The organism is Micromonospora marincola (assembly GCF_056150385.1).
In genome coordinates this window covers 1-25965 of the sequence record NZ_JAXCFT010000013.1, presented here as the reverse complement: position 1 = coordinate 25965, position 25965 = coordinate 1, and the positions used below count along the sequence as shown (strand labels likewise).

The window sequence follows — 25965 nt, the reverse complement described above, 5'->3', positions numbered from 1 at the left end:
CTCAGGCCGTGTAGACGGCGACGAGCTGGTCGACGTACTGCTTCGCGGAGAGCGTGCCGCCGAAGGTCCAGATGCCGTTCGGCATCTTGTGCAGCTTGTTCTGCTGCACGAACGGCAGCGAGCGCCAGATCGCGTTGCCGGCGAGACCGTCGGCGAAGACGTCCTCGCCGTCCGAGGCGTTGTAGAAGAAGTGCAGGTCCTGACCCTTGAGGACGGTCAGCCCCTCGACGTCGGTCTGTCCCAGCCCCCACATCGGGTCGGTCTTGCCGGTCCACGCGTTCTTCAGGCCGAGCTGGATGCCGAGCTGGGAGACGAGCGCGCCCTGGCCGAACATGCGGATCGACACCGTGCTGCCCTCCTTCCAGCCGTCGGCGACGGCGAACTGCCGGCCGGCCGCGCCCGCGTCGGCGATCTTCTTCCGCCCGTCGGCGAGCGCCGCGTCGAAGTCGGAGAGCAGCTTCTCCGCCTGCGCGGTACGGCCGGTGGCGGTGGCGATCATGGTGAGGTCGGACCGCATCCGGCCGAGGTTGTCGGTGGCGTCACTGCCCTTGGTGACAAGCACCGGGACGTACTTCTCCAACTGGGTGACGATCGCCGCGCCGCGCTCGGCCTCCATCACCACCAGGTCCGGCTGGAGCGCCACGATGGAGTCGACGCTCGGCTCGCCGCGCGTACCCACGTCCTTCACGCCCGGGTCCAGCGGGGCGGCGGTGACCCAGGTGGCGTATCCCTTGGGGTCGGCCACGCCGACCGGCATCACGCCGAGGCCGACAAGCATCTCGACCTCACCCCACTCCAGGCCGACGACCTTGGTCGCCGGGTTCTTCAGGGTGATCGCCTTGCCGCGGCTGTCGGTGACGGTGACCGGGCCGGTGGCCGGCGTGTCCGAGGCGGTGGGGGCGGCGGCGGGCGCCTCGGTGGTGCCGCAGCCGGCGATCAGCAGCGCGGTCGCGGCGGCGGCCAGCAGGGTCAAACGGGTACGCGACATCGGTTTCTCTTCTGTAGTCAGGACTTGGTGTGTTTGCCCACGGGGCGGGTGGAGAGCAGGCCGGTGACCGGGTCGACGGTCACCTCGACCCGGATGCCGTACGCCTCGGTGAGCGCCGCCTCGGTGAACACCTCGCGCGGGACGCCGGTGCCCCGCACCCGACCGGAGTGCATGAGCACGACCTGGTCGGCGACGGCGGCGGCCTGGTTGAGGTCGTGCAGCACCACGCCGACGGCGACGCCAGCGGTGTCGGCGAGGTCCCGCACCAGGTCGAGGATCTCCACCTGATAGCGCAGGTCGAGGAACGTGGTCGGCTCGTCGAGCAGCAGCACCGCGGTGTCCTGGGCCAGGCAGGTGGCCAACCAGACCCGCTGAAGCTCCCCGCCGGACAACTCGTCCACCGGACGCCCGGCCATGCTGTCGACGCCGGTGACGGCCATGGCGCGCTCGATCGCGGCCGGCCCGTCCGGGTCACCGGCCCGCCACCGCTGCCGGTACGGGTGCCGGCCGTAGCCGACCACGTCCCGCACGGTGACCCCGCTCGGGGTGGGGCGGCTCTGCGCCAGCAGCGTGACCCGGCGGGCGAAGTCCCGGGCGGACAGCGCCCGCGCCGGGGTGCCGTCGGCGAGCACGATCTCGCCGTGCTCCAGCGGGTGCAGCCGGGCCAGCCCGCGCAGCAGCGTCGACTTGCCGCTGCCGTTCGGGCCGACGAGCGCGGTGACGGCCGCCGGACGCAGCGTGATCGCGGCGTCGTGCACCACAGTGGTTCCGTGGTAGCCCAGCCGCAGCTCACTGCCCCGCAGGCCGTCGGCCCGCACCGTTCCGCTCATCACGAAGGTAAGGCTAACCTAAGCACCGATCACGCTGTCAAGCCGCCCTCGACCTTCCCTCGTTCCGCTCACCCGGATCGCCCGGCTGATCGACGTTGCCCTCTCCTCCCCGGAAGCGCGCGGGCACTCGTCCCGCCAGGCCGACAGCGGAACCCAACACACCCTAGCCCGGCCCTTGCCAGCCCGGCCTCCGCCCTCTCGCCGGCACGACCCGCACCGACCCACTCCCTTGCCCCCCGGGCCAGCCGGGTGGCGCTGCCGGCGGCCGGTGACCGGTCGCACCCCCACGGGCTGCCGCCCGCCCGCTCCGACCCGCACCTAGACCCGCACATGGTCACGGAAAGTGATTCTTACCTAGGGTAGCGACCCGTCGGAGCGCCTCCCGGATTCAGTGGAGACGAAGATACCAAAAAGGACAAAAACCCTCGGTGTCAGCTCGAGCACCCCTCCCCTCCGTCGCCTTTGCTCTGCACCCATAGACGCATCACTAACGGAGGGTGTCGATGCGTCTTTGGCTGCAGAGCAAAGGCGACGGAGGAGGAGTCATCTACCGGCGGGAAAAGTTACGCATAGTCACAGTCGCCGGAGGACTGCCGCACCCGTGACCCGCCCGGCCCATTCACCTGCTCGGTCGGAACGTGGCCGGCGCCGACCACCGTGATGCGGGGGCCGGTGCCGCGAGCCGCTTGGAAACACACGGCACGACGCCGTGCTCGGCCCTCCCCCGCCGCCCTGCGCCGCCACGCCGCCGCCCCGCTGCGCCGCCGCGCGAGAGCGCCATAGATCTTGGTAGGGACGGGGCCCTGGAGGGGCGATTCCGTACCAAGATTCAGGCCCCTGGACGATCTTGGACAGTTTCCGTCAGCGGGAACGGAAACTGTCCAAGATGGCGATCCGCGGGCGTCGCCCGTCGATGGGACCGACGGGACGACGGTGGGACGGGGGCGGAGGGGCTAGAGGGAGACCACCCGGCCGCCAAGCGTCACGACCAGGCGTCCGTCCGAGGCGAACGACCAGCCGAGCGCGCCCGACCAGCCGGCGCAGCGGGAGCCGTTCGAGCCGGACCAGAACTGGTTCGAGCTGTCCACGTTGCCGACCGTCTTGTCGTTCGAGCCGCTGCCGCTGCGGCAGGACGTGTTGTTCCGGAAGACCGAGGTGCCGGCGTCGAACGAGAAGTTGCGCTCGGTGTTGTCGATGCTCAGGTTGTTGGAGATCGTCATCGAGCCCGGGTTCCGGTTGTAGGTGAAGCCGTGCTTGCCGTTGCGGTACGCGATGGTGCGCCGCACGGTGTGGTTGACCGCGATGTCCTCGCCGCCGAGCTTGAAGCCGTTGCGGTCACCGTTGGTGTTCTGGGTGCCGTTGCTGAGCGTGCCGTTGTTGTAGGACAGCGAGTCCTCGATCGTCACCGGCCCGATCGCGCCGGTGTCGGTCTTGGTGTAGAGGTCCCAGCCGTCGTCGATGTTGTTGTGCGAGACCGCGTACCGGAAGGTGTTGCCGCTGCCGACGGTGAGCTTGGCGGCGAACCCGTCGGCGTCCTCGCCGTCGGAGTCGGCGTTGTCGTGCGACTCGACGCTGACCATAAGGTTGTTGGCGGGCCACTGGTCGCGCGGGGTGCTGGAGGAGATCCGGGACAGTTGCAGGCCGGAGTCGCGGTTGAACCGGGTCACCGTACGCTCGATGATGTTGTTGCTGCCGCCGACGGCGATGCCGTTGTCACCGGCGCGCTCCACCACGATCCCCCGCACGTGCCAGTACGACGCGTTCAGCGCGAGGCCGCGGTTGGCCGGGTCCTCGCCCATCGCGGAGAAGTTGAGGATCGGCGTCTCGCCCGGGTAGGCGTACAAGTTCTTCCGGGCGCTCGCGGTGCCGTTGTTGCCGGCGGCGATGGTGACGGTCTGGGCCAGGCTGTAGGTGCCGCCGCGCAGGTAGATGGTGCCGCCCGCGGCGACCCGGGTGATCGCCGCGGCGATCGTGGTGGGGCTGGCCTGGGTGCCGGGCGCGCTCGCGCTGCCGTTCGGCGCGGCGTACACCGCGCCGCTCGTCGGCGGCGGAGTGGTCGGCGGCGGGGTCGTCGGCGGCGGGGTGGTCGGCGGCGCGGTGGTGGGCGACGGGGGCGGGGTCGTCGGCCCCGGCGGCGGGGTGTTGGTCCCCCCGGGGTCGGTGGGGATCGCCCCGCCGCAGGTGACGCCGTTGACCGCGAACGACGTCGGCTTCGGGTTGCTGGCGTTGTTCCAGGTCCCGTTGAAGCCGAACGACGCGCTGGCGTTGGTGCCGAGGCTGCCGTTGTAGCTGACGTTGGCGGCCCGGACCGACGATCCGGTCTGGGTGATGTCGGCGCTCCATGCCTGGCTGACGGTCTGTCCGGCGCCGAAGGACCAGGTGACGGTCCAGCCGTTCAGCGGGTCGCCGAGGTTGGTGAGGTTGACGTTGGCGGTGAAGCCGCCGGACCACTGCGCGGCCACCTCGTAGTCGATCCGGCAGCCGGGCGCCGCCTGGGCGGCGGTCGCACCGAGGGCCAGGCCGGAGGCGACGAGCGTCGCCGCCGCGGCGGCTGAGGTCCACAACGCCGTACGGCGCCGTCGGTTGATCATGATCTTTCTCCTGCGGGTGGTGGTGCGGTGCCATGCCGACGCCGACACCGATGCCCTGTCGGTGTCGCCGGCTGGCCTTCCAGCCCGGACGCCAGTCCCCTCGCGCCCCCCGCGCAGAAAGCGCTTTCAGCGCAGACTACTAACGTACGTCGATGCGGTCAATCGGATCACCGGACGGTGAACGATCCGGCCGCCGCGCCCGTACCCATGCCCGACAGGGACATCGTCCGGAACCGCGATGCCGGAGCGGGCACGAGAGGCGATTCCTGCGTCTCACTTCGCACCGCGGAGTGGCGGAGCGGCACGCATGCCGTACCGACCCTCCAGGTCAACCAAAGGAGAGGTGCATGGCCAGGGGTACGCGCAACAACGCGGTCCTGAAACTCGGTGGGGTGGGCGCCCTCGCGGCGCTCCTGCTCGCCGGCGGGCTCCAGTTGGCGTCCGCCGACGAGAACGGCGGGTCGACCGCGCCGGCCGCCGCGCAGACCGTGAACTGCCCGACGGTACGCGACAAGCTGCCCGCGGTGCCCGCGGCGGCGAACGCCGAGGTGGAACGGGAACTGGCCAACCTGGACCAGGAGATCGCCCGGCAGAACGAGCGGCTGGCCCGACTCGCCGTGAAGCCGGAGGGTGGACCGAATTTCGTCAACAACGCCATCCTCGGCCCGCTGAAGAGCAAGCGCACCGCCGCGCTCGACCGGATCGAGATCGCGTTCAACCGGATCGGCGCCCAGCGTCCGAACCTGGACGCGCTTGCCACCTGCGGCGTCAACGCCGCAGGCGTGCCGAGCGCCGTCAACGGCGGCGCGGGCCAGAACGGCGGCGCGCAGAACGGCACCGCCGGCCAGAACGGCGGCGCGCAGAACGGTGGCGCGCAGAACGGCGCGGCGTCCGGGCCGGCCCGGACCGTGAACTGCCCAGGCGTGCAGCTCCCCGCTGTCCCCGCCGCGGCGGCCGGTCAGGTGCAGGCCGAACTGGCCGCCCTGGACAAGCAGATCGCCGAGGCGAACGCCCGCCTGGCCCAGCTCGCGGTCCGGCCGGAGGGTGGGCCGGCCTTCATCGACAACGCCATCCTCGGGCCGTTGAAGGACAAGCGCGGCGCCGCGCTCGACCGGATCGAGATCGCGTTCAACCGGGTCGGCGCGCAGCGTCCGAACCTGGACGCGCTCGCCGCCTGCGGCCTCAACTGAGGTGTAAGGCCTCCTTATGCACGCCGGAGTTCGAGGCCGGCGGGCGCCACGGCCGGCGCGTCGCCGCACTCAGGCGCCGCGCCGGCCGTCGTTCAGGTAGCGCAGCACGGCGGTGACGCGACGGTCGGCGCGGTCGTCCGGCGGCAGGTGGAGCTTGGCGAAGATGTTGCGGATGTGCTTGTGCACCGCGCCGTCGGTGACGAACAGCCGTTCGGCGATCGCGGTGTTGCCGAGCCCCTCCGCCATCAGCGCCAGCACCTCCTGCTCGCGCGGCGACAGCTGGGCCAGCGCGCCGTCGTCCCGGCGGTTGCGGGCGAGCAGTTGCCCGACCACCTCGGGGTCGATCACGCTGCCGCCGGCCGCCACCCGGTGCAGCGCGCCGAGGAACTCCTCGACCCGCCCGACCCGTTCCTTGAGCAGGTAGCCGAGCCCGGTGGCGCCGACCGAGAACAGCTCGGTGGCGAACGCCTGCTCCACGTACGCGGACAGGACCAGCACGGCGAGGCCGGGCCGGCGCCGGCGGGCCTCGACCGCGGCGACGATGCCCTCGTCGGTGTGGGTGGGCGGCATCCGCACGTCGACGATCGCCACGTCGGGCCCGTGGGCGTCCACCGCGGCCAGGAACTCGTCCGGGTCACCGGCGGTGGCCACCACGTCCAGGTCCTCGGCCCGCAGCAGCAGCGCCAGCCCTTCGCGCAGCAGCGCGTCGTCCTCGGCGATCACGATCCGCATGGCAGCTCCACGTGCATCCTCGTCGGCCCTCCGGTGGGGCTGGTAAGTGTCATCCGTCCGTCGTACGCCTCGACCCGCCGCCGGATGCCGGTCAGGCCGGAGCCGCGGGTCTCGTCCGCGTCGCCGTGGCCGTTGTCGGAGACGGCCACCAGCAGCCGGTCCCGCTCGCGGCGCACCGTGACGTCGACGGCGCTCGCGCCGCTGTGCCGGACCACGTTCGTCAGCGCCTCGGCCACCACGAAGTAGGCGGTGGCCTCGACCGCGGCGGCGCAGCGCACGGAGACGTCCACGGTGAGCCGGCACGGCACCGTCGATCCGCCGGCCAGGCCGGCCAGCGCGCCGGCGAGCCCCCGGTCGTCGAGCACCGGCGGCAGGATGCCGCGCACCACCGTACGCAGTTCGCCGAGCGCCTGCTCGGCGGCGTGCTGCGCCCGTTCGAGGATCTCGTCGGCCCGGGTCGGATCCCGCTTCAGCGCCCGCCGCGCGGCGCCGAGCAGCACGTTCACCGCGACCAGGCGGTTCTGGGTGCCGTCGTGCAGCGACCGTTCGATGCGGCGCAGCTCCACCGCGTGCGCGTCCAGGGCCGCGGCCCGGGTGGCGGTGAGTTGGGCGACCCGCATCGACAGGTCGACGCCGGGTGGCGGGGCGAGCAGCCACCGGCCCGGCCAGGCCTGGGCGCGCGCCAGCGCCGGGCCGACCGCGATGCCGACGACGAGCAGGGCCAGGCCGATCAGCCCGACCGTCAGGGCGTCGGGCAGTCCGTCGATCCGCCACCAGACGATCCCCGGCGCGCCGTCCTCGGGTCGCAGCAGCCGGAACCACAGCGGGAACGTGACGTCCTGCACGGCGGTGAGCGGAAGCGCGAGACCGACGATCCCGGCGCCGAAGCCGAGGAGGGCGTGCAGCGCGGTCCAGCCGAGTTCCCGCCGGACGACCGGGTCGCGCAGCGCCGTGCGCAGGTCGGTCGGCGCCGGCCCCGGCGTGGGGAGCGTCCCGCCCCAGCGGGACAGCCGGGCGCGTTCCCGGTCGGCCACCGAGCGCACCACGCGCAACGCGCCGGGCGCCAGCAGCAGCCCGACGCCGGCCAGGCAGGCGGCGGCCACCGTGATCGCCCAGAGCAGCGCGCCCCACGCCAGGATCGCGGTGCCCAACCCGCCGACGAGATGCTCAAGCGCGTCCACCGCGGCGCGGACCCGCCTCCGCACGTATCCCAACTCGGCCCACCCCCGGCGTCACGATAGGTCACGGCGGCCGTCGCCGGCAGCGTCGGCGGCGGAAAGTACAGCCTGCTGTACCAGCGGCGGCTGGTGAGAGCGCTAACATCGCCCGCCGTGGATCTTCCGTCGCGCCCGGAAGCCCACCGATCGGACGACCAACGTGTTGACAGTGGCCTATATGAACGCCACGCTAAGGGCAATTGTTAGCGTTAACCTGGTCGTCATCCCCGTGGAGGAGGATCGATGGGCCCCACCACCCGTCGCCATCGCCTGGCCGTCGCCCTCGCACCCCTGGCCCTGTTCGTCGCGGTCACCGCGGCGGTTGTCGGCCCCACCGCCGCGGCGCAGGCCGCCGGGACCGGCCCCTGCGACATCTACGCCTCCGGCGGCACCCCCTGCGTCGCCGCCCACAGCACCACCCGCGCGCTCTACGGCGCCTATGCCGGGCCGCTATACCAGCTGCGACGCGCGTCCGACAACACCACCCGCGACGTCGCGCCGCTCGCTGCCGGCGACGTCGCCAACGCCGCCACCCAGGACGCGTTCTGCGCCGGCACCAGTTGCCTGATCAGCGTCATCTACGACCAGTCCGGCCGCGGCAACCACCTGACCCAGGCCCCGCCCGGCGGCTTCTCCGGCCCGGCCGCCGGTGGCTACGACAACCTCGCCGACGCCACGCTCGCCCCGGTCACGCTCGGCGGGCGCAAGGCGTACGGGGTGTTCGTCGCCCCCGGCACCGGCTACCGCGACAACACCACGAACGGCATCGCCAAGGGCGACCAACCCGAAGGCATGTACGCCATCTTCGACGGCACCCACTACAACGGCGGCTGCTGCTTCGACTACGGCAACGCGGAGACCAACAGCCGCGACAACGGCAACGGCACCATGGAGGCCATCTACTTCGGCAACATCAAGGTCTGGGGGTACGGCACCGGCAACGGCCCCTGGATCATGGCCGACCTGGAGAACGGCCTCTTCTCCGGCGTCAACCCCGGCTACAACGCCAACGACCCGTCGATCAGCCACCGGTTCCTGACCGCGATCGTCAAGGGCGAACCGAACCACTGGGCCATCCGGGGCGGCAACGCCCAGACCGGCGGGCTGTCCACCTTCTACGACGGCAAGCGGCCGAACGCCTCCGGCTACAACCCGATGAAAAAAGAAGGCGCCATCATCCTCGGCATCGGCGGCGACAACAGCATCGGCGCAGCCGGCACCTTCTACGAGGGCGTCATGACCTCCGGCTACCCGTCGAACGCCACCGAGGACGCCGTCCAGGCAAACATCACCGCCGCCGGCTACGCGGCGAGCACCGGTGGCACCCGGCAGAACGTCGAGATCGTGGGCGGCCAGTCCGGGCGCTGCGTCGACGTGCCCAACGGCACCACCACCAACGGCACCCAGGTGCAGCTCTACGACTGCCACGGCGGCACCATGCAGCGCTGGACCTACACGTCGGCGCGGCAACTCCAGGTGTTCGGCAACAAGTGCCTCGACGCCAACGGGCAGGGCACCAGCAACGGCACCACCGTGATCATCTGGGACTGCAACGGGCAGGCCAACCAGCAGTGGAACCTCAACGGCAACGGCACCATCACCGGCCAGCAGTCCCGTCTCTGCCTCGACGCCACCAGCGCCGGCACCGCGAACGGCACCAAGCTGATCCTCTGGGCGTGCAACGGCGGCGCCAACCAGCAGTGGAGCCTGCGCAACTGAGCCACGGGCCGGGCGGAGCCCGATCCGCCCGGCCCGTACCCGCGCCACCCCCGCCACCCACCCGTCCCGCCACGAAAGGCCCCTCATGCCCGTTCCTCCGATGAACCGCCGGACGCTCCTGCGCGCTACCGGAGCGACCGCCGTCGCGACCGCGGCCGGCGCCGCCGCCGGTTCCCTCGCCGGCGGTGGCCCGGCCGGCGCCGCCCTGGCCCCGGCCCGGCCGGACGTCGGCGTCTCCGCCTACACGTTCGACCCCGGCCAGGTACGGCTGACCGCCAGCCGCTGGATGGACAACCAGAACCGCACCGTGTCCTACCTCCGGTTCGTCGACGTCAACCGGCTGCTCTACAACTTCCGCGCCAACCACCGGCTCTCCACCGCCGGGGCCGCCGCCAACGGCGGTTGGGACGCGCCGAACTTCCCGTTCCGCACCCACATGCAGGGCCACTTCCTGACCGCCTGGGCGCAGGCGTGGGCGGTGGCCGGCGACACCACCTGCCGGGACAAGGCGGTCACCATGGTCGCCGAGCTGGCGAAGTGCCAGGCCAACAACGGCGCCGCCGGATTCAACACGGGTTACCTGTCCGGCTTCCCCGAGTCCGACTTCAGCGCGCTTGAGGCCCGGACGCTCAGTAACGGCAACGTGCCCTACTACTGCATCCACAAGACGCTCGCCGGCCTGCTCGACGTGTGGCGCCTGATCGGCAGCACGCAGGCCCGCGACGTGCTGCTGGCGCTCGCCGGCTGGGTCGACTGGCGTACCGGCCGGCTCACCTCGGCCCAGATGCAGGCCATGCTCGGCACCGAGTTCGGCGGCATGAACGCGGTGCTCACCGACATCTACCAGCAGACCGGCGACGCCCGCTGGCTGACCACCGCCCAGCGTTTCGACCACGCGGCCGTGTTCAACCCGCTCGCCTCGAACTCCGACCAGCTCAACGGCCTGCACGCCAACACCCAGGTGCCCAAGTGGATCGGCGCGGCCCGGGAGTACAAGGCCACCGGCACCACCCGCTACCGCGACATCGCCACAAACGCCTGGAACATCACCGTCGGCGCGCACACGTACGCCATCGGCGGCAACAGCCAGGCCGAGCACTTCCGCGCCCCCAACGCCATCGCCGGCTACCTGCGCAACGACACCTGCGAGGCGTGCAACACCTACAACATGCTCAAGCTGACCCGGGAGCTGTGGCAGCTCGACCCCGACCGGGTCGCGTACGTCGACTTCTACGAGCGGGCACTGCTCAACCACATGATCGGCCAGCAGAACCCGGCCGACTCCCGCGGCCACGTCACCTACTTCACCCCGCTCAACCCGGGCGGCCGGCGCGGCGTCGGCCCGGCGTGGGGCGGCGGCACCTGGAGCACCGACTACAACTCCTTCTGGTGCTGCCAGGGCACCGGGCTGGAAACCAACACCACGCTCGCGGACGCCGTCTACTACCACAACGGCACCACGCTCACCGTGAACCTGTTCATGCCCTCGGTGCTCACCTGGAGCGAGCGCGGCATCACCGTCACGCAGAGCACCTCGTACCCGGTCTCGGACACCACGACGCTCACCGTCACCGGCTCGGCGAGCGGTTCCTGGACGATGCGGATCCGGATCCCGTCGTGGACCACCGGGGCGACGGTGAGCGTCAACGGCACGGCGCAGGGCATCGCCACCACACCCGGCAGCTACGCCGTGCTGACCCGCGACTGGACCTCAGGCGACGTGGTCACCGTGCGGCTGCCGATGCGCGTGACCACTGTCGCCGCCAACGACGACGCGGCCGTCCAGGCGGTCATGTACGGGCCGGTGGTGCTCTCCGGCAACTACGGCAACACCACGTTGAGCGCGCTGCCGACGCTGGAGACCGGCTCGGTCACGCGGACCGGCGGCGACTCGCTGGCGTTCACCGCCCGGGCCAACGGCGCCACCGTCAACCTCGGGCCCTTCTACGACGCGCACGGGTTCAACTACACGGTCTACTGGCGGGCCGGCACTAGCAGCGGCGGTGGCGGCGAGGCGAGCTTCCGGCTGGCGAACGCCGCGAGCGGTCTCGTGCTCGGCGTCCAGAACATGTCCACCGCCGACGGCGGGCTCGCCCTCCAGTGGGGCGACACCGGCACCGCCGACCACGACTGGCAGCTCGTCGTCGACGGGTCGGCGCTGAAGCTGCGCAACGTCAACAGCGGCAAGGTGCTCGGCGTGGAGAACATGTCCACCGCCGACAACGCCCGGATCCTCCAGTGGGCCGACAATGGCACCGCCGACCACCTCTGGACCGTGGTCGACGTCGGCGACGGCACCCACAAGCTGCGCAACTCGCACACCGGCAAACTGCTCGGCATCTCCGGCGGCTCGACCGCGCAGGGCGCGCAGGCCGTGCAGGACCCGGACAACGGCAGCCCGGACAACCAGTGGCGGTTCCTGCCGAACGGCGCGCGCCGGTTGCAGAACCTCGGCAGTGGGCTCGTGCTCGGCGTGCAGGACATGTCCACCGCCGACGGCGGCCTCGTCATCCAGTGGGGCGACACCGGCACCGCCGACCACCTCTGGACCGCGCTCGTGGACACGGGCGGTTACCTGCGGCTGCGCGCCTCGCACAGCGGCAAGGTGCTCGGCGTCGAGGGCGGCTCCTCCGCCGCCGGCGCCCGGATCGTGCAGTGGGCCGACAACGGCACCGCCGACCACCGGTGGCGGCTGCGTCACGGCGGCAACGGCTACTTCCGGGTCCAGTGCGCCAACGGCGGCCGGGTCCTCGGCCTCAGCGGCGGCTCCGGCAGCCAGGGGGCGCAGGCGGTGCTCGGCGACGACACCGGCGCCGCGCACCAGCGCTGGCGGTTCGTCTGAAATCTCGGGTACGCGGGCCCGACCGTCACGGCCGGCCCACGTACCCCCGGGGACGCCGTCGGGGCCGGGGCGGGGGGCCCCGGGCCCGCCGGGCCCCCCCCCCCCCCCGCCCCCGCGCCGGGGGCGCGGGCGCCCGCCCCCCCGCCGACCACCCCCCCCGCGGGGGCGGGGTGCGGCGCGGGGCGGGCCCCCCCGCCCCCCACGGCTCCGCCCCCGCCCCCGCCCCCGGCTCCGGCTCCGGCTCCGGCTCCGGCTCCGGCTCCGGCTCCGGCTCCGGAGAGATCTTGGTACGAAACGGCCCCCAGGGGGGCCATTTCGTACCAAGATCTACCGCCGTCCTATTGAGTGGAACACGGTTCCGAAGGGCGGGAAACTCAGCACTGATCAACTCCACTTCGCCGAAGTGGGCGGGTGGAGGCATCTGGGATCACGCCACTTCGGCGAAGTGGAGTTGATCAACTGCTGGACGCCGGTGACCGACCGTGGGCCGGCATCGACGGCGTGAGTTGTTTCTGCCATCAGCTCTCAAGGCACCGAGCGGGCCAGCACCATCCGACCGGCACAGCGGCGAGTCAGATCGCCGTAGCGAGGTCAAAACGATCTCGACGACCTCCGGGTGGACGTCGGCCGCCGGACGGAGTACCGCCGGGAGCAGTGTGCAGCCGACCAACGAGGATGGGAGCTGACGATGTGGGCCGCCGGACGAAGGATCAGCGCTGGGGGCCGGCACCCGGCAACGGGTCAGCGCTGGGGTGGCGGGCCGACGCTGCGCCGGGGCACAAGCGTCGGCGCGACGGTCCGTCGCAGCGGCCCCACGCTTGCCGACTCGATCTGCGCCAGCAGCAGGCCGAGACTCGCCCGGGCCACGGCCGCGAAGTCGGGCCGCACGGTGGTCAGCGGCGGGATGAAGTAGGCCGCCTCGGGCACGTCGTCGAACCCGACCACGCTGAGGTCGTCGGGCACCCGCCGGCCGTGCTCGTGCAACGCGCGCAGCACCCCGAGCGCCAGGTGGTCGTTGGCGGTGAAGACGGCGGTGACCTCGGGCATCCGGGCCAGCATCTGCCCGCAGCGGTAGCCCGCCGCCGCCGACCAGTCCGCCGGCACCAGCGGGGGCACCTCGGCGCCGGCGAGCCGCAACGCCTCGCGCCAGCCCTCGATCCGGCCGGCGCTGTCGAACCAGTCCGACGGGCCGGACACGTGCCATACCGTGCGGTGCCCGGCGTCGAGGAGATGCTGGGTGGCGGCCCGCGCGCCGGCGACCTGGTCGACCGTCACGAGGGGGATCGGCCGGCGCGGATCACCGTCGACGGTCACCAGCGGCACGTCGTGGGGCAGCCGTTCGAGCGCCTCGCCGGCCGACTCGACAGGCGCGATCACCACGATGCCGGCCACCCGGTGCGCAAGGTGGCGTTCCACCGCCTCGGAGATGGACCTGTGGTCGAGGTCGCTGACGCTGCCGATGCTGACCGCGAAGCCGGCTTCGGCGGCGGCCTGTTCCAGCGCGGCCAGCAGTGACGCCGGGCCGTAGAGCGTGGTGTTCTGCGCGACCACACCGATCACCTGGGACCGCCCGGTCACAAGCGTGCGGGCCGCGCGGTTGGGCCGGTAGCCGAGTTCGGTGATGGCCGCCTGCACCCGCAACCGGGTCTGCTCACGCACGTTCGGGTGCCCGTTGAGAACCCGGGAGACCGTCTGGTGCGAGACACCGGCGAGGCGAGCCACATCAGTCATCGCAGGACCGCGCACGGCCACCTCACTTTCGCACATGCCCGCGTGGCCGTCGGGTCGTCGTCGACCGGGTTGGCCCGGGTGGCGACAGTCTACGCCAGAGGTCGCGCCGGTCACGGTGCGGTCGATCACCATTCGAGTGGTGGCATCGGAATGTCGGGGAATTGACGACCGAACCCGGGGTGGGGAAATTCCGATAACTTCGGAACCCCCACCCCGGGCAATTCCCGGACGACTCAACGGCGGATAACGGTGACCCGTGTCACGGCGTCGTGAGCGAGAACTGCCGTACCGTCACCGCGCCGCCCAACGCCTGCGTCGCGTAGTTGAACATGCCGAACCGGTATCCCATGAAGAACTGCCATGCGCTGTTGAGCGTCAGCGCGTTCCCCAGCGGCACGAACGTGACCCCGTCGGTGCTGTAGGAGAACGTCGCCTGCCGGCCGGAGCCGGGTCTGATGTCGGCCTTGCTCCGCAGCCATATCCGCCCGCCGGAGACCGGAGCGCCGGCGATCTCCGACCCGGTGGAAGTGGTGTTCCAGGCGCCGCTGGCCATGGTCAGGCCGTTGGTCATCACCACCCGGGTGGCGCCGTTGTCCCGCCGGACGCCGATCCACGCCGAGCTGTCGCGCAGCATGGCGAGTCCGGACCGGTCGCCGTCCCGCATGGCCGAGTAGTCCAGCTCCACGGTCGCGGTCGAGGTCGGACCCTGGATCCGGTGGGTCAACGTGTTGCGGGCCTGGTAGAGGTCGTTGGTCACGCTTGCGGTCTGGAGGCGGAGGCCGTTGTTGACCGACCAGCGGCTGTTGTCCGGGTTGTGGTTCCACTCGTACTGCACGCCGAGCGTGGTGCCGGAGAACGTGTCGGTGCCGGTGAGCGGCTTGACCGGACGCAGCGGCAGCGGGTTGGGGTAGCTGGCCCCCCACGCCCCGTTCACGGTCTGCACCTGCGGCCAGCCGTCGGCGGTCCAGGTGATCGGCGCCAGCGTCGGCATCCGGCCACCCGGGTACGCGTCGGTGAAGGCCATGTAGTACCAGGAGCCGTTCTGCGTCTGCACCAGCCCGCCCTGGTGCGGCACGCCGCCGCCGGAGATCGGGCCGGGCAGGTTGAGCAGCACCTGCCGCTGCTCGTACGGGCCGAACGGGCCGTTTGTGGACTTGAGCACGTACTGGCCGTTCGCCGGCCGGGTCAGCCAGATGTAGTAGGCGCCGTTGCGCTTGTAGAAGCGTGCCCCCTCCAGCGTGCCGATGCTCGACGGGGTCTGGTAGACCTGCTGGGCCCGCACCTGGGTGCGACCGTCGGCGGAGAGCTGCGCGACGCTGATCGTGCCGTTGCCGTACGCGACGTACATGGTGTCGTTGTCGTCGACAAGCATGCCGGCGTCGTAGTAGCAGTTCGGGATGGTGGTGAGCTTGCTCCACGCGCCGTCGACCGCGCCGGCGGTGTAGATGTGGGTCTGGGCGAAGTCGACGCACCCGGCCCAGTAGTAGGTGTGGTTGCTGGGCCGGTAGTTCAACGTCGAGGCCCAGATGCCGTCCACGTACGCCTGGCTGCCGGGAGGCAGGTCGTACTTCGTGCCGAAGTCCAGCCGGGGCACCGAGTGCCCGGCGAACTCCCAGTTCACCAGGTCCCACGAGCGCAGGATCGGAGCGCCGGGCGAGTAGTGCATGGTCGAGGCGGACATGTAGTAGACGTCGCCGACCCGGATGATGTCGACGTCGGCGAAGTCCTGCCATACCGCCGGATTGGTGAAGTTGCCGCCGGGGTTGCCCGGGTTGCCGCCGTCACCGACGCGGACCAGTTGCCACTGTTGGTTGCTGCCGTTCCAGTCGTCGTACTGGACGATGTTGCCGCCGTCGGCGGTCGAGGCGTTCTGCACCTCCACCGTCTTGTTCGAGTTGCGGTTGATCAGCCGCACGTAGCCGCCGTCCGAGTCGGCCAGCCGGAACTGCTGGTTGGTCCCGTTGTGGTCGGACCACTGCACCACGGCCGCGCCGTTGGCCGTGGACGCGCCGGTGACGTCCAGCACCTTGCCGGAGTGCCGCGACCGCAGCCGGTAGAAGCCGCCCCCGGAGTCGACGAACTGCCACTGCTGCCAGGCCCCGTCGTTGCGCGACCACTGGGTGATCCGCGCCCCGTCGTTCGTGGCCTGGTTGTACAGGTCCAACGCCTTGCCGCTGTTGCGGTTCACCAGCACGTAGTTCGCGGTGGTGTCCACGGTCGCCGCCGAGGCCGGCCCGGGGGCCGCCCCCACCAGCACCCCGCCGACCACCGTCGCCACCAACCCCGCCAGGAGCCGGGACAGCCGACCTGTCGCCACCATGGTCCTCCTTGTGTGATCGTTAACAGCGGTCCCTGCCCGGGGGGAACCTGATGCACGGCACCTGCGGCACATGCTGCACGCGGAACGGCGCCGGGAACGTGCGGGCGATCCCGATACATCGACTGTGAGCGATAACATGCTGTTCGTCAAGCCGTAACGTCCCCGACACGAACGGGTGGCGCGCGCCGACGCGAAACGTCGGCGCACGCCACCCGTGGCGGGTGGTCCGGGGTTAGAACCCGCGGGCGAGCCGGTAGTACGCCTGGTTCCAGCGCAACTCGTCGGCGAACCGGTGCGGCTCGGTGTCGCCGTCGATGACCGCCAACTCGGTACGCGCCATCTCAGCCAGGTCCCGCAGCTCCTCCACGCCCACCGCCTGGGAGAGCACGGTGTGGTGCGGCGCGCCCGCGGTGATCCACGCCTCCGCCGAGCCGGCCAGGTCGGGGCGGGGTCGCCATACCGCCCGGGCCACCGGCAGCCGGCGCAGCGGCTGCGGCGGCGGCACCACGTCGACCACGTTGGCCACGAGCCGGAACCGCTCCCCCATGTCGGCCATGCCGAGCACGACGGCCGGGCCGGACGCCGCGTCGAAGACGAGCCGGACCGGGTCCTCCCGCCCGCCGATGCTCAGCGGGTGGATCTCCGCGGTCGGCACGTCGGCGGCGATGCTCGGGCACACCTCGAGCATGTGCGCGCCGAGGACCACCTCGTGCCCGAACGTCAGGTCGTAGGTGTAGTCCTCCATGAAGGACGTGCCGCCCTCGACGCCGACCGCCATCGCCTTCAGCGTCCGCACCAGGACCGAGGTCTTCCAGTCCCCCTCGCCGCCGAAGCCGTACCCGTCGGCCATCAGCCGCTGCACCGCGATGCCGGGGAGCTGGCGCAGGCCGCCGAGATCCTCGAAGTTCGTGGTGAACGCCCGGAAGCCGCCGGCGTCCAGGAACGCGCGCAGGCCGATCTCCTGGCGCGCGGCGTACCGCAGCGAGTCGTGCCGGTCGCCGCCGGGCCGCAGCGCGGCGTCCAGCCGGTAGGCGTCGTCGTACTCCTTGACCAGGTCGTCCACCTGCGCGTCGGCGACCTGGTCGACGGCCGCCACCAGGTCGTTCACGCCGTAGGTGTTGACCGAGACGCCGAACCGCAGTTCCGCCTCGACCTTGTCCCCCTCGGTCACCGCGACGTCGCGCATGTTGTCGCCGAAGCGGGCCAGCCGCAGCGTCCGCACCGACGACCAGCCGATGGCCGCGCGGGCCCAGGCCCCGATCCGACCCACCACCCGCGGGTCGGTGACGTGCCCGGCGACGGTCTTGCGGGCCACCCCCAGGCGGGTCTGGATGTACCCGAACTCCCGGTCGCCGTGCGCGGCCTGGTTCAGGTTCATGAAGTCCATGTCGATGGTGTCCCACGGCAGCGCCACGTTCGCCTGGGTGTGCAGGTGCAGCAGCGGCGTCTGCAACGCGTCCAGCCCGGAGATCCACATCTTGGCCGGCGAGAACGTGTGCATCCAGGCGATCACCCCGACCGCGCCCTGCACGGCGGCGTCCCGGCAGGCCGCCAGGATGTCCGTGCTGGTGGTCAGGACCGGCTTCCAGACCACGCGGACGGGGATGTCCGGCGACTCGTCCAACCGGGCGGCGATCTGCCGGGACTGGTCGGCGACCTGCCGGAGCGTGTCCTCGCCGTAGAGGCCCTGGCTTCCGGTGAGGAACCAGACCTCGGGCTGGGGGTGAGTTGCCATGTTGTCGCCTTCCGCGCTAGTTGCCGTCACTTGAACCGGATGCCGATGAGGCGCTGGAGGAGGATGAACGCGAAGAGCAGCCCGCCGATCACGATCTTGGTCCACCAGGAGTTGAGGCTGCCGTCGAACGTGATCAGGGTCTGGATGACACCAAGCACCAGCACCCCGAGGACGGTGCCGAAGACGTATCCGGACCCGCCGGTGAGCACGGTCCCGCCGATCACCACCGCGGCGATCACGTCCAGCTCCATGCCGATGCCGATCAGCGGCGCGCCGGACAGGGTGTAGAACGACAGCAGGAGGCCGCCGATAGCCGAGCAGAGCCCGCTGATGGTGTAGACGGCGATCCGGGTCCGCCCGACCGGCAGGCCCATCAGCAGCGCCGACTGCGCGTTGCCGCCGACCGCGTACACGTTGCGGCCGAACCGGGTGTACGCAAGCACGTACGCGGCGACAAGCACCACCGCGAACGCGATGAGCACGCTTATCGACACGAAGTTTCCGGCCGGATTGCCGATGCGCTCCTGGGACATGCCGGTCCAGAAGCCGTCGGTGATGGAGATCGAGGCGCCGCTGATGAACGTGCACATGCCCCGGGCGAAGAACATCCCGGCGAGTGTGACGATGAACGGCTGGATCTCGAAGAAGTGGATCGCGCAGCCCATCAGGAACCCCAGCGTGGGGCCGATGAGCAGCGCGATGACGAGCACCAGGGCCGCCGGCATGCCGTCGCGGAGCAGCGCGGCCGACACCATCGTGGTCATCGCGACCACCGAGCCGACGGACAGGTCGATGCCGCCGGTGAGGATCACGAACGTCATCCCGACGGCGACCACGAGAACGAAACCGTTATCGATGAAGACGTTAAAAATCACCTGGACGTTGGAGAAGGCACGATATTGGGACACACCGATGCCGTACATGACCAGCAGCAACGCGAGCGTGGCCAGCACCGGGACGTGCCGCCGGGGCAGGCTGGGCCGCCAGGACCGGACGGTGGACAACGACGTGCTGCTCATGCCGGGACCTGCTCCTTCTCCCGCTGCGGCGTGGCCGGACCGGGCTCGACGCCGCGCCGACGCCGGCGCCGGAACCGGGCCCGGAAGGCCGGGGCCTGGATCAGGCAGACGGCGATGACGACGACGGCCTTGAACAGCAGCGACGTCTGCGGCGAGATGTTCATGGCGTACACGGTGGTGGTCAGGGTCTGGATGATCAACGCGCCGAGGACGGTGCCGCCGAGGGAGAACCGGCCGCCGGCAAGCGAGGTGCCGCCGATCACCACCGCGAGGATGGCGTCCAGCTCGATCCAGAGCCCGGCGGCGTTGCCGTCGGCGCTCGACACGTTCGCGGTGACCATGAAGCCGGCAAGCGCGGCGCAGGCGGCGCTCACCACGTAGACGAGGAAGACCACGCGGCGCGACCGGATGCCGGCCAGCCGGCTGGCCTCGGCGTTGCCGCCGACCGACTCGACGATCAGCCCGAACGCGGTACGCCTGGTGAACGCGGCCACCAGCAGCGCCGCGGCGAGCGCGATCAGGATGGCCAGCGGCAGCGTCAGGACGTGCCCGACCCCGATGGCCCGGTAGGGCTCGGAGTTGATGGTGAGGATCTGCCCCTCGGTGATGAGCTGGGCGATGCCCCGGCCGGCCACCATCAGGATCAGCGTGGCGATGATGGGCTGGATGCCGATGGCGGAGACAAGCACGCCGTTCCACGCGCCGAGCACGAGCGCGGCCCCGAAGGCCAGGGCCAGCGCGGTGAACACGGTGGACATGCTGTTCTGGTCGGCCGCTTCGCTGATCTGCTGGCAGGCGATCGCGCCGCTGATGGCGCAGAGCGAGCCGACGGACAGGTCGATGCCGCCGGTGGCGATGACCAGGGTCATGCCGAGCGCGACGAGGATCAGCGGCGCGCTCAACCGGAGGATGTCGATCGGCGTGCCGTACAGGTGGCCGCTCTTGACCTCCACGGCGAGGAAGCCGGGCCGGTAGACGGTGTTCGCGGCGATCATCACCACGAGCACCAGGACCGGCCAGAACAGGCGGTGCGCGGTGAGCGGTCGAAGGCGGTCGGCGACGGTGTTCATCGGTTCACCTCCTCCCGGGGGGTTCCGCTGGCGATGGTGCGCATGACGCGGTCGGCATCAAGCGAGTTGTCGTTGTCGAGTTGGGCGACCATCTCGCGGTCGCGCATGACCGCGACCCGGTGGCTCAGGCGCAGCACCTCCTCCAGTTCGGCGGAGATGAACAACACCGCCATGCCGCCGTCGGAGAGCTGCACCACCAGCTTCTGGATCTCGGCCTTGGCGCCGATGTCGATGCCGCGGGTGGGTTCGTCGAGGATGAGCAGGCGCGGCTCGGTGATGAGCCAGCGCGCCAGCAACACCTTCTGCTGGTTGCCGCCGGAGAGGTTGCGCACCGGCAGCTCCGGGTTGGCCGGCCGGATGCTGAGCGCCTGGACGTACTTCTGGACCAGCTCGTCCTGCCTCCGGCGGGGGATGGGCCGCAGCCAGCCACGCGCGGCCTGCATGGCCAGGATCATGTTCTCCCGGACCGACAGCTCCGGGACGATGCCCTCCGCGCGGCGGTTCTCCGAGCAGAAGCCGATCCCCTGGCCGATGGCCTGGATCGGGGTACGCAGGGGCGCCCGGCCGCCGTCGACGAGGACCTGACCGTGGTCGGGGCGGTCGGCGCCGAAGAACAGCCGGGCCACCTCGGTCCGGCCGGAGCCGAGCAGGCCGGCCAGGCCGACCACCTCACCGGCGTGGATGCGCAGGCTGAACGGGGCGACCGCGCCACGGCGGCCCAGCTCGACGGCGTCCACGAGCGGGGCCTTGCCGTCCGCCTCGACGGTGGCGCGCTTCTGCTGCTCCTCAAGCCGTTCCAGCACGTCCAGCTCCTGGCCGATCATCTTCTCCACCAGGCTGAACTGTGGCAGCTCCTCGGTGCGGTACTCCCCCACCAGGGTGCCGTTGCGCAGCACCGTGATGCGGTCGGCGATGCCGTAGACCTGGTCGAGGAAGTGGGTGACGAACAGGATCGCGATCCCCTCGTCCCGGAGCTGGCGCATGATCCGGAACAACTGGGCGACCTCGCCGGCGTCCAGGCTGGAGGTCGGTTCGTCGAGGATGAGCACCCGGGCCTGGACGTCGATCGCCCGGGCGATGGCGACCATCTGCTGCACGGCGAGGGAGTATGTCCCGAGCGGCGCGCCGACGTCGAGGTCGAGGTCGAGCCGGGCCAGGAGCGCCCTCGCCCGGCGACGCATCTCGCTCCAGTGCACGGCGCCCAGCCGGCGGGGCTCCCGGCCGATGAAGATGTTCTCCGCCACCGACAGGTTCGTGCAGAGGTTGATCTCCTGGTAGACGGTGCTCACGCCGGCCGCGGCGGCCTGCATCGGCCCGCTGAACGACACCTGGTCGCCGGCGAGCGTGACGGTGCCGGCGTCGGTGTCGTAGACGCCTGTCAACACCTTGATCAGGGTGGACTTGCCGGCGCCGTTCTCGCCCATGAGGGCGTGGACCTCGCCCGGGAACAGCCGGAAGTCGACGTCGTGCAGTGCACGGACGCCGGGGAAGGTCTTGCTGATTCCGGTCATGGTCAGGACCGGACGGTCACCCGTCATGCCATCGGACCTCTTCTGAAACGGTGGTGGCACGGGGGCCGCCGTCGGTGTGACGGCGACCCCCGGTGTGGGCTCAGTACTTGCGGTTGGGGAGGGCCTCCTTGGCCGTCGTCTGGGTGAAGGTGGTCTCCTCCGTCTCGATCCGGGCCGGCACCTCCTCGCCGGCCTTGACCTTCTTCGCGAGGTCCATCAGCTGCGGGCCGAGCAGCGGGCTGCACTCGGCGATGAAGTTGAACTTGCCGTCCGCCAGGGCCTGCATGCCGTCCTTCACCGCGTCGACGGTGATGATGGTGATGTCCTTGCCCGGCACCTTGCCGGCCGCGGTGATCGCCTCGAGCGCGCCCAGGCCCATGTCGTCGTTGTGCGCGAAGAGCACATCGATCTTCGGGTTGGCCTTGAGGAACTGCTCCATCACCTGCTTGCCGCCGGCCCGGCTGAAGTCACCGTCCTGCGAAGCGATGATCTTGAGGTTGGGGTTGGCCGCGATGGCCTCGCCGAAGCCCTTCTTCCGGTCGTTGGCCGGCGCCGAGCCGGTGGTGCCCTGAAGCTCGACGATGTTGACCGGGCCGGTGGCGGACTTCTTCTCCTCCACCAGCCACTCGCCGGCGAGTCGGCCCTCCTTGACGAAGTCGGAGCCGAGGAACGTCTTGTAGAGCGACTTGTCGGCCGAGTCGACGGCGCGGTCGGTCAGGATGACCGGGATCTTCGCGTCCTTGGCCTCCTTGAGCACCGTGTCCCAGCCGGACTCCACCTTCGGCGAGAAGGCGATCACGTCGACCTTCTGCTGGATGAAGTTCCGGATCGCCTTGATCTGGTTCTCCTGCTTCCCCTGCGCGTCATCGAACTTCAGCTCGATGCCGGCCTCGGCCGCAGACTCCTTGATCGAGGTGGTGTTGGCGGTACGCCAGCCGCTCTCCGCGCCGACCTGGGAGAAGCCCAGGACGAGCTTGTCGTTGCCGCCGCCGTCGGAATCGCCGCCGGTGTCGCTGTTGCCGCAGGCGACCATGCTGGCGGCGAGCAGCACGCCAGTCAGGGCCGCGACGACCGTACGGGCCGTACTCCTGGTTCGCATCGTTCTCCTCGTGGGTGGGGTGATCCGGGCGCGCGACCGGCGTGGCCGGGGCGACCGGTTGTGGTGGTGGGATGAGGGGTGGTGCTGGTCTGGGTCACCCGGTGGGCGGGCGTTGGCCGTACACGTTCTGGTAGCGGTCGTGGAGCGAGTCGATGTCGGCCGGCGCGATCGGCAGCGGCTGCCCGAGCGCGCGGGCCAGGTGTGCGGTGCGGGCGACGTCCTCGCACATCACCGCGGCCTTGACCGCCGCGCGCGCGTCCTTGCCGATGGTGAAGACGCCGTGGTTGCGCATGAGCACCGCGGGCGACCGGTGTCCGGACAGCGTGCTGACGATGCCCTTGCCGATGTCGTCGCCGCCGATGAGCGCGAACGGCCCGACCGGGATCTCGCCGCCGAACTCGTCGGCCTGGGCGGTCAGCCAGCACGGGATCGCCTCGCCCCGGGCCGCCCAGGCGGTGGCGTAGCCGCTGTGCGTGTGCACGACGCCGCCGACCTCAGGCATCGCGCGGTAGACGTAGGCGTGCGCGGCGGTGTCGCTCGACGGCGAGCCACCGCCGTCGACCACGACGCCGTTCAGGTCGCAGAGCACCATGGTGTCGGCGGTCAGGTCGTCGTAGTCCACCCCGCTGGGCTTGATCACCATCAGGTCCTGCCCGGGAACCCGTGCGGAGACGTTGCCGGCGGTCCAGGCCACCAGGTTGTAGCGGGTCAGCTCGCGGTGCAGGCGGGCGACGGCATCGCGCAGCGCGTCGATCTCGGGGTTCATCCGACAACCTCCAGAGCCGGGTCGGCCGGCGCCGCGGCGTCGACCGCCGCGTTCCGGATCGCGCGCAGGCGCAGCATGACGTCGTTCGCGCCGCGACCGAAGTGGTCGTGGAGCGCCCGGTATTCGGCGTAGAGCGCGTCGTAGGCCCGGACGTTGTCCGGGATCGGCCGGTAGACGCCCTCGTCCACCCGGCCCATGACCGCCGACGCCTCGTGCACCGTCGGATACGCCCCGGCGGCGACCGCGGCGTGGATGGCGGACCCGAGCGCCGGCCCCTGGGCCGAGCCGATGATGCCAAGCGGCCGGTTCGTGACGTCGGCGTAGATCTGCATCAGCAGCCGGTTGGAGGTCAGCCCGCCGGCCACCACCAGGTCGTCGACCGGCACGCCCGCCTCGGCGAACGCCTCGATGATCATCCGGGTGCCGTAGGCGGTGGCCTCCAGCAGCGCGCGGTAGACGTCCGCCGGCCGGGTGGCGAGCGTCAGCCCGACGACGAGCCCGCTGAGGTCGTGGTTGACGAGCAGCGACCGGTTGCCGTTCCACCAGTCGAGCGCCACCAGGCCGTGCGCGCCGACCGGCTGGGCGGCGGCCAGCTCGGTGAGCCGCTCGTGCGAGTCCAGGCCGGCCGGGGCGGCGTGCCGCACGAACCAGCCGAAGATGTCGCCCACGCCGCTCTGCCCGGCCTCGTAGCCCCAGGCGCCGGGACTGATGCCGCCGTCGACCACGCCGCACATCCCGGGGACCTCGGCGGGGTGGGTGCCGTTGAGCACGTGGCAGGTGGAGGTGCCCATGATCGCCACCAGCCGGCCCGGGCGCAGCGCCTGGGCGGAGGCGGAGGTGACGTGCGCGTCGACGTTGCCGACCGCGACCGCGATGCCCTCGGGCAGCCCGGTCCAGGCGGCGGCGCGGGCGCTGAGCGTGCCGGCCCGGTCGCCGAGCGGCAGCAGCGGGCCGTCCAGCTTGGTCACGAAGTCGGTGAAACCCGGGTCGAGCGCGGCCAGGTAGTCCGGCGACGGGTACTGTCCGTCCTGCCGGATGCCCTTGTAGCCGGCGGTGCAGGCGTTGCGGGTCTCCGCGCCGCACAGCTCCCACACGATCCAGTCGGCGGCCTCGATGAAGCGCTCGGTCCGCCGGTAGACCTCGGGGTCCTCGGCCAGGATCTGCAACCCCTTGGCGAACTGCCACTCGGCGGAGATCTTGCCGCCGTAGCGGCCGATCCACGGTTCGCCCCGCTCGTGCGCCAGGGCGTTGATCCGGTCGGCCTGCGGCTGCGCGGCGTGGTGCTTCCAGAGCTTGACCCAGGCGTGCGGCCGGTGGCGCAGCTCCGGCACCTCGCACAGCGGGGTGCCGTCGGCGAGTGTGGGCAGCACGGTGCAGGCGGTGAAGTCGGTGCCGATCCCGATCACCCGGGCCGGGTCCACGCCGGCGGCGGCCAACGCGGCCGGCACCGCCTCGCGCAGCACGTCACGGTAGTCGTCGGGATCCTGCAAGGCCCAGTCCGGGGGCAGCGGCGGGCCGCCGTCGGGCAGAGCCGTCTCGATCACCCCGCGCCGGTATTCGTGCACCGCCGTGCCGAGCTCGGCGCCGTCGCGGACCCGCACCACGAGCGCCCGCCCGGACAGCGTGCCGAAATCGACCCCGATCACGTACCGGTCGGCCGCGTCCACCTCGCTCATTTGCACCTCTCCCGTGTCACGGAGTTAGTGTTAGCGCTCACATATACATCCGTCAAGACACCCGAACGCAACGGCTGCGTAACGGGAACGGTCGTCGTGCGACACCTACCGCGGACGGCGCGGGTACCGGCCCGCCCAGCCCTCGCGCGAGATCCACGAGAGCGACCGCCGGTCGGCGGATCCGGGCCCGCGCGACCCGGTGTTAACGAGAACAATCGATGCCTTCCACCACCGCTCGTCGATCATCCGCCCCCCACCCCGGCACGGAGCCCCGGCTCGCGCTCGACAAGCCGGCAGAGGGGCTCTCAACGGCTCTTTTTCCTTCCGGCCGGGCGTCCGGCGGCGGCGGCGGTGACCCCTCGGAGACGCGCTCAACTATTTACACAGTTTGATGTCAGCGATAACATCCGCGGCATCACTGCACCGGCGTGACAACCACCGGGTGGGCGCGACCGGCATGCAGCGAGGCGGCGGCCGGCGGCGTCCCGGCCACCGCCGAAATCCACCACCGCAGAGCGGCTGCCGGCGGTCCACCGGTCCCCTTGAGGCCACGGCCTCCCCGGTGTCCACCCACCGACGACCCGTGGCACGGACCGCGGCAGGCGGTCGCTCCCTGAGGGACGCCGGCCTCGTCGGCGCCCGTCAACCGAGGAGGACCTGTGCGCAGAAGGACACGATGGATGCTTGCCGCCCTGGGGGTGGCGGCGGTCGCCCTCACCGCCACCGTCACCGACGGGGTGGTCGCCCCGCACCCGGCGCGGGCGCTCGCCAACGGTGCGGCGCGTACGCCGCCGATGGGGTGGAACAGTTGGAACACGTTTGGTTGCAACATCAATGAGACGTTGATCCGGCAGATGGCGGATGCGATGGTCAGTTCGGGGATGCGGGATGCTGGTTATCAGTATGTGGTGGTGGATGACTGTTGGATG

At 71.2% G+C, this 25965-nt stretch carries 17 protein-coding genes and 1 pseudogene; 4 read left to right on the top strand and 14 right to left on the bottom strand.

Annotated elements, in window-relative coordinates:
• Position 1: 1 nt before the first annotated feature.
• The 3 genes from SM450_RS23205 to SM450_RS23195 form a co-directional block, all read right to left on the bottom strand.
• Positions 2-988, bottom strand: coding sequence for an ABC transporter substrate-binding protein (locus SM450_RS23205; protein WP_474621872.1), 987 nt, complete (start codon positions 986-988; stop codon positions 2-4).
• A 17-nt stretch (positions 989-1005) separates the two neighbouring features.
• Complete coding sequence (locus SM450_RS23200; RefSeq protein ID WP_474621957.1) at positions 1006-1806, bottom strand: ABC transporter ATP-binding protein; 801 nt, start codon at positions 1804-1806, stop codon at positions 1006-1008.
• A gap of 965 nt (positions 1807-2771) precedes the next feature.
• The gene (locus SM450_RS23195; RefSeq protein ID WP_474621871.1) at positions 2772-4409 is read right to left on the bottom strand and encodes a cellulose-binding domain-containing protein; all 1638 of its coding nucleotides are present in this window, start codon (positions 4407-4409) and stop codon (positions 2772-2774) included.
• Positions 4410-4756: 347 nt separating this feature from the next.
• Between SM450_RS23195 and SM450_RS23190 the strand changes: the two genes are divergently transcribed.
• Complete coding sequence (locus SM450_RS23190) at positions 4757-5599, top strand: hypothetical protein (RefSeq protein ID WP_474621870.1); 843 nt, start codon at positions 4757-4759, stop codon at positions 5597-5599.
• Positions 5600-5668: 69 nt separating this feature from the next.
• On the opposite strand, the gene SM450_RS23185 is transcribed toward SM450_RS23190, so the two are convergent.
• Both SM450_RS23185 and SM450_RS23180 read right to left on the bottom strand, forming a co-directional pair.
• Positions 5669-6331 carry a response regulator gene (locus tag SM450_RS23185; protein WP_474621869.1) on the bottom strand — a complete coding sequence of 221 codons (663 nt, stop codon included), beginning with the start codon at positions 6329-6331 and terminating at the stop codon, positions 5669-5671.
• Positions 6319-7545: a sensor histidine kinase gene (locus tag SM450_RS23180; protein WP_474621868.1), complete on the bottom strand. Its 1227-nt coding sequence runs from the start codon at positions 7543-7545 to the stop codon at positions 6319-6321. Before SM450_RS23180 ends, SM450_RS23185 begins: the two co-directional genes overlap by 13 nt.
• Before the next feature lie 246 nt (positions 7546-7791).
• Here SM450_RS23180 and SM450_RS23175 point away from each other — a divergent pair, with 246 nt between their 5' ends.
• Entirely contained in the window at positions 7792-9267 is a 1476-nt protein-coding gene (locus SM450_RS23175) for an arabinofuranosidase catalytic domain-containing protein (RefSeq protein WP_474621867.1), read from the top strand.
• A gap of 85 nt (positions 9268-9352) precedes the next feature.
• On the top strand, positions 9353-12109 hold the full coding sequence (locus SM450_RS23170; RefSeq protein WP_474621866.1) for a beta-L-arabinofuranosidase domain-containing protein: 2757 nt from the start codon (positions 9353-9355) through the stop codon (positions 12107-12109).
• Positions 12110-12850: 741 nt separating this feature from the next.
• On the opposite strand, the gene SM450_RS23165 is transcribed toward SM450_RS23170, so the two are convergent.
• The 9 genes from SM450_RS23165 to araB all read right to left on the bottom strand — a co-directional run bounded on the left by SM450_RS23165 (position 12851) and on the right by araB (position 25036).
• The gene (locus SM450_RS23165; protein WP_474621865.1) at positions 12851-13840 is read right to left on the bottom strand and encodes a LacI family DNA-binding transcriptional regulator; all 990 of its coding nucleotides are present in this window, start codon (positions 13838-13840) and stop codon (positions 12851-12853) included.
• A 259-nt stretch (positions 13841-14099) separates the two neighbouring features.
• Complete coding sequence (locus SM450_RS23160; RefSeq protein WP_474621864.1) at positions 14100-16160, bottom strand: RICIN domain-containing protein; 2061 nt, start codon at positions 16158-16160, stop codon at positions 14100-14102.
• 232 nt (positions 16161-16392) lie between these two features.
• A complete protein-coding gene (gene araA, locus SM450_RS23155) occupies positions 16393-17895 on the bottom strand; it encodes an L-arabinose isomerase (protein WP_474621863.1) in 1503 nt (500 codons plus the stop codon).
• 26 nt (positions 17896-17921) lie between these two features.
• The gene (gene yjfF, locus SM450_RS23150; RefSeq protein ID WP_474621862.1) at positions 17922-18914 is read right to left on the bottom strand and encodes a galactofuranose ABC transporter, permease protein YjfF; all 993 of its coding nucleotides are present in this window, start codon (positions 18912-18914) and stop codon (positions 17922-17924) included.
• Positions 18911-19984, bottom strand: coding sequence for an ABC transporter permease (locus tag SM450_RS23145; protein ID WP_474621861.1), 1074 nt, complete (start codon positions 19982-19984; stop codon positions 18911-18913). The genes yjfF and SM450_RS23145 overlap by 4 nt, the downstream gene beginning before the upstream one ends.
• The gene (locus SM450_RS23140) at positions 19981-21522 is read right to left on the bottom strand and encodes a sugar ABC transporter ATP-binding protein (RefSeq protein ID WP_474621860.1); all 1542 of its coding nucleotides are present in this window, start codon (positions 21520-21522) and stop codon (positions 19981-19983) included. Before SM450_RS23140 ends, SM450_RS23145 begins: the two co-directional genes overlap by 4 nt.
• Before the next feature lie 73 nt (positions 21523-21595).
• Entirely contained in the window at positions 21596-22594 is a 999-nt protein-coding gene (locus tag SM450_RS23135; protein ID WP_474621859.1) for an ABC transporter substrate-binding protein, read from the bottom strand.
• Between the two features lie 94 nt (positions 22595-22688).
• Entirely contained in the window at positions 22689-23360 is a 672-nt protein-coding gene (locus tag SM450_RS23130; RefSeq protein ID WP_474621858.1) for an L-ribulose-5-phosphate 4-epimerase, read from the bottom strand.
• Positions 23357-25036 (bottom strand): ribulokinase, encoded by a 1680-nt coding sequence (araB, locus tag SM450_RS23125; RefSeq protein WP_474621857.1) that lies wholly within the window; start codon positions 25034-25036, stop codon positions 23357-23359. Before araB ends, SM450_RS23130 begins: the two co-directional genes overlap by 4 nt.
• Before the next feature lie 680 nt (positions 25037-25716).
• Here araB and SM450_RS23120 point away from each other — a divergent pair.
• Positions 25717-25965 (top strand): annotated as a pseudogene (locus tag SM450_RS23120) (alpha-galactosidase); the annotation flags it as partial.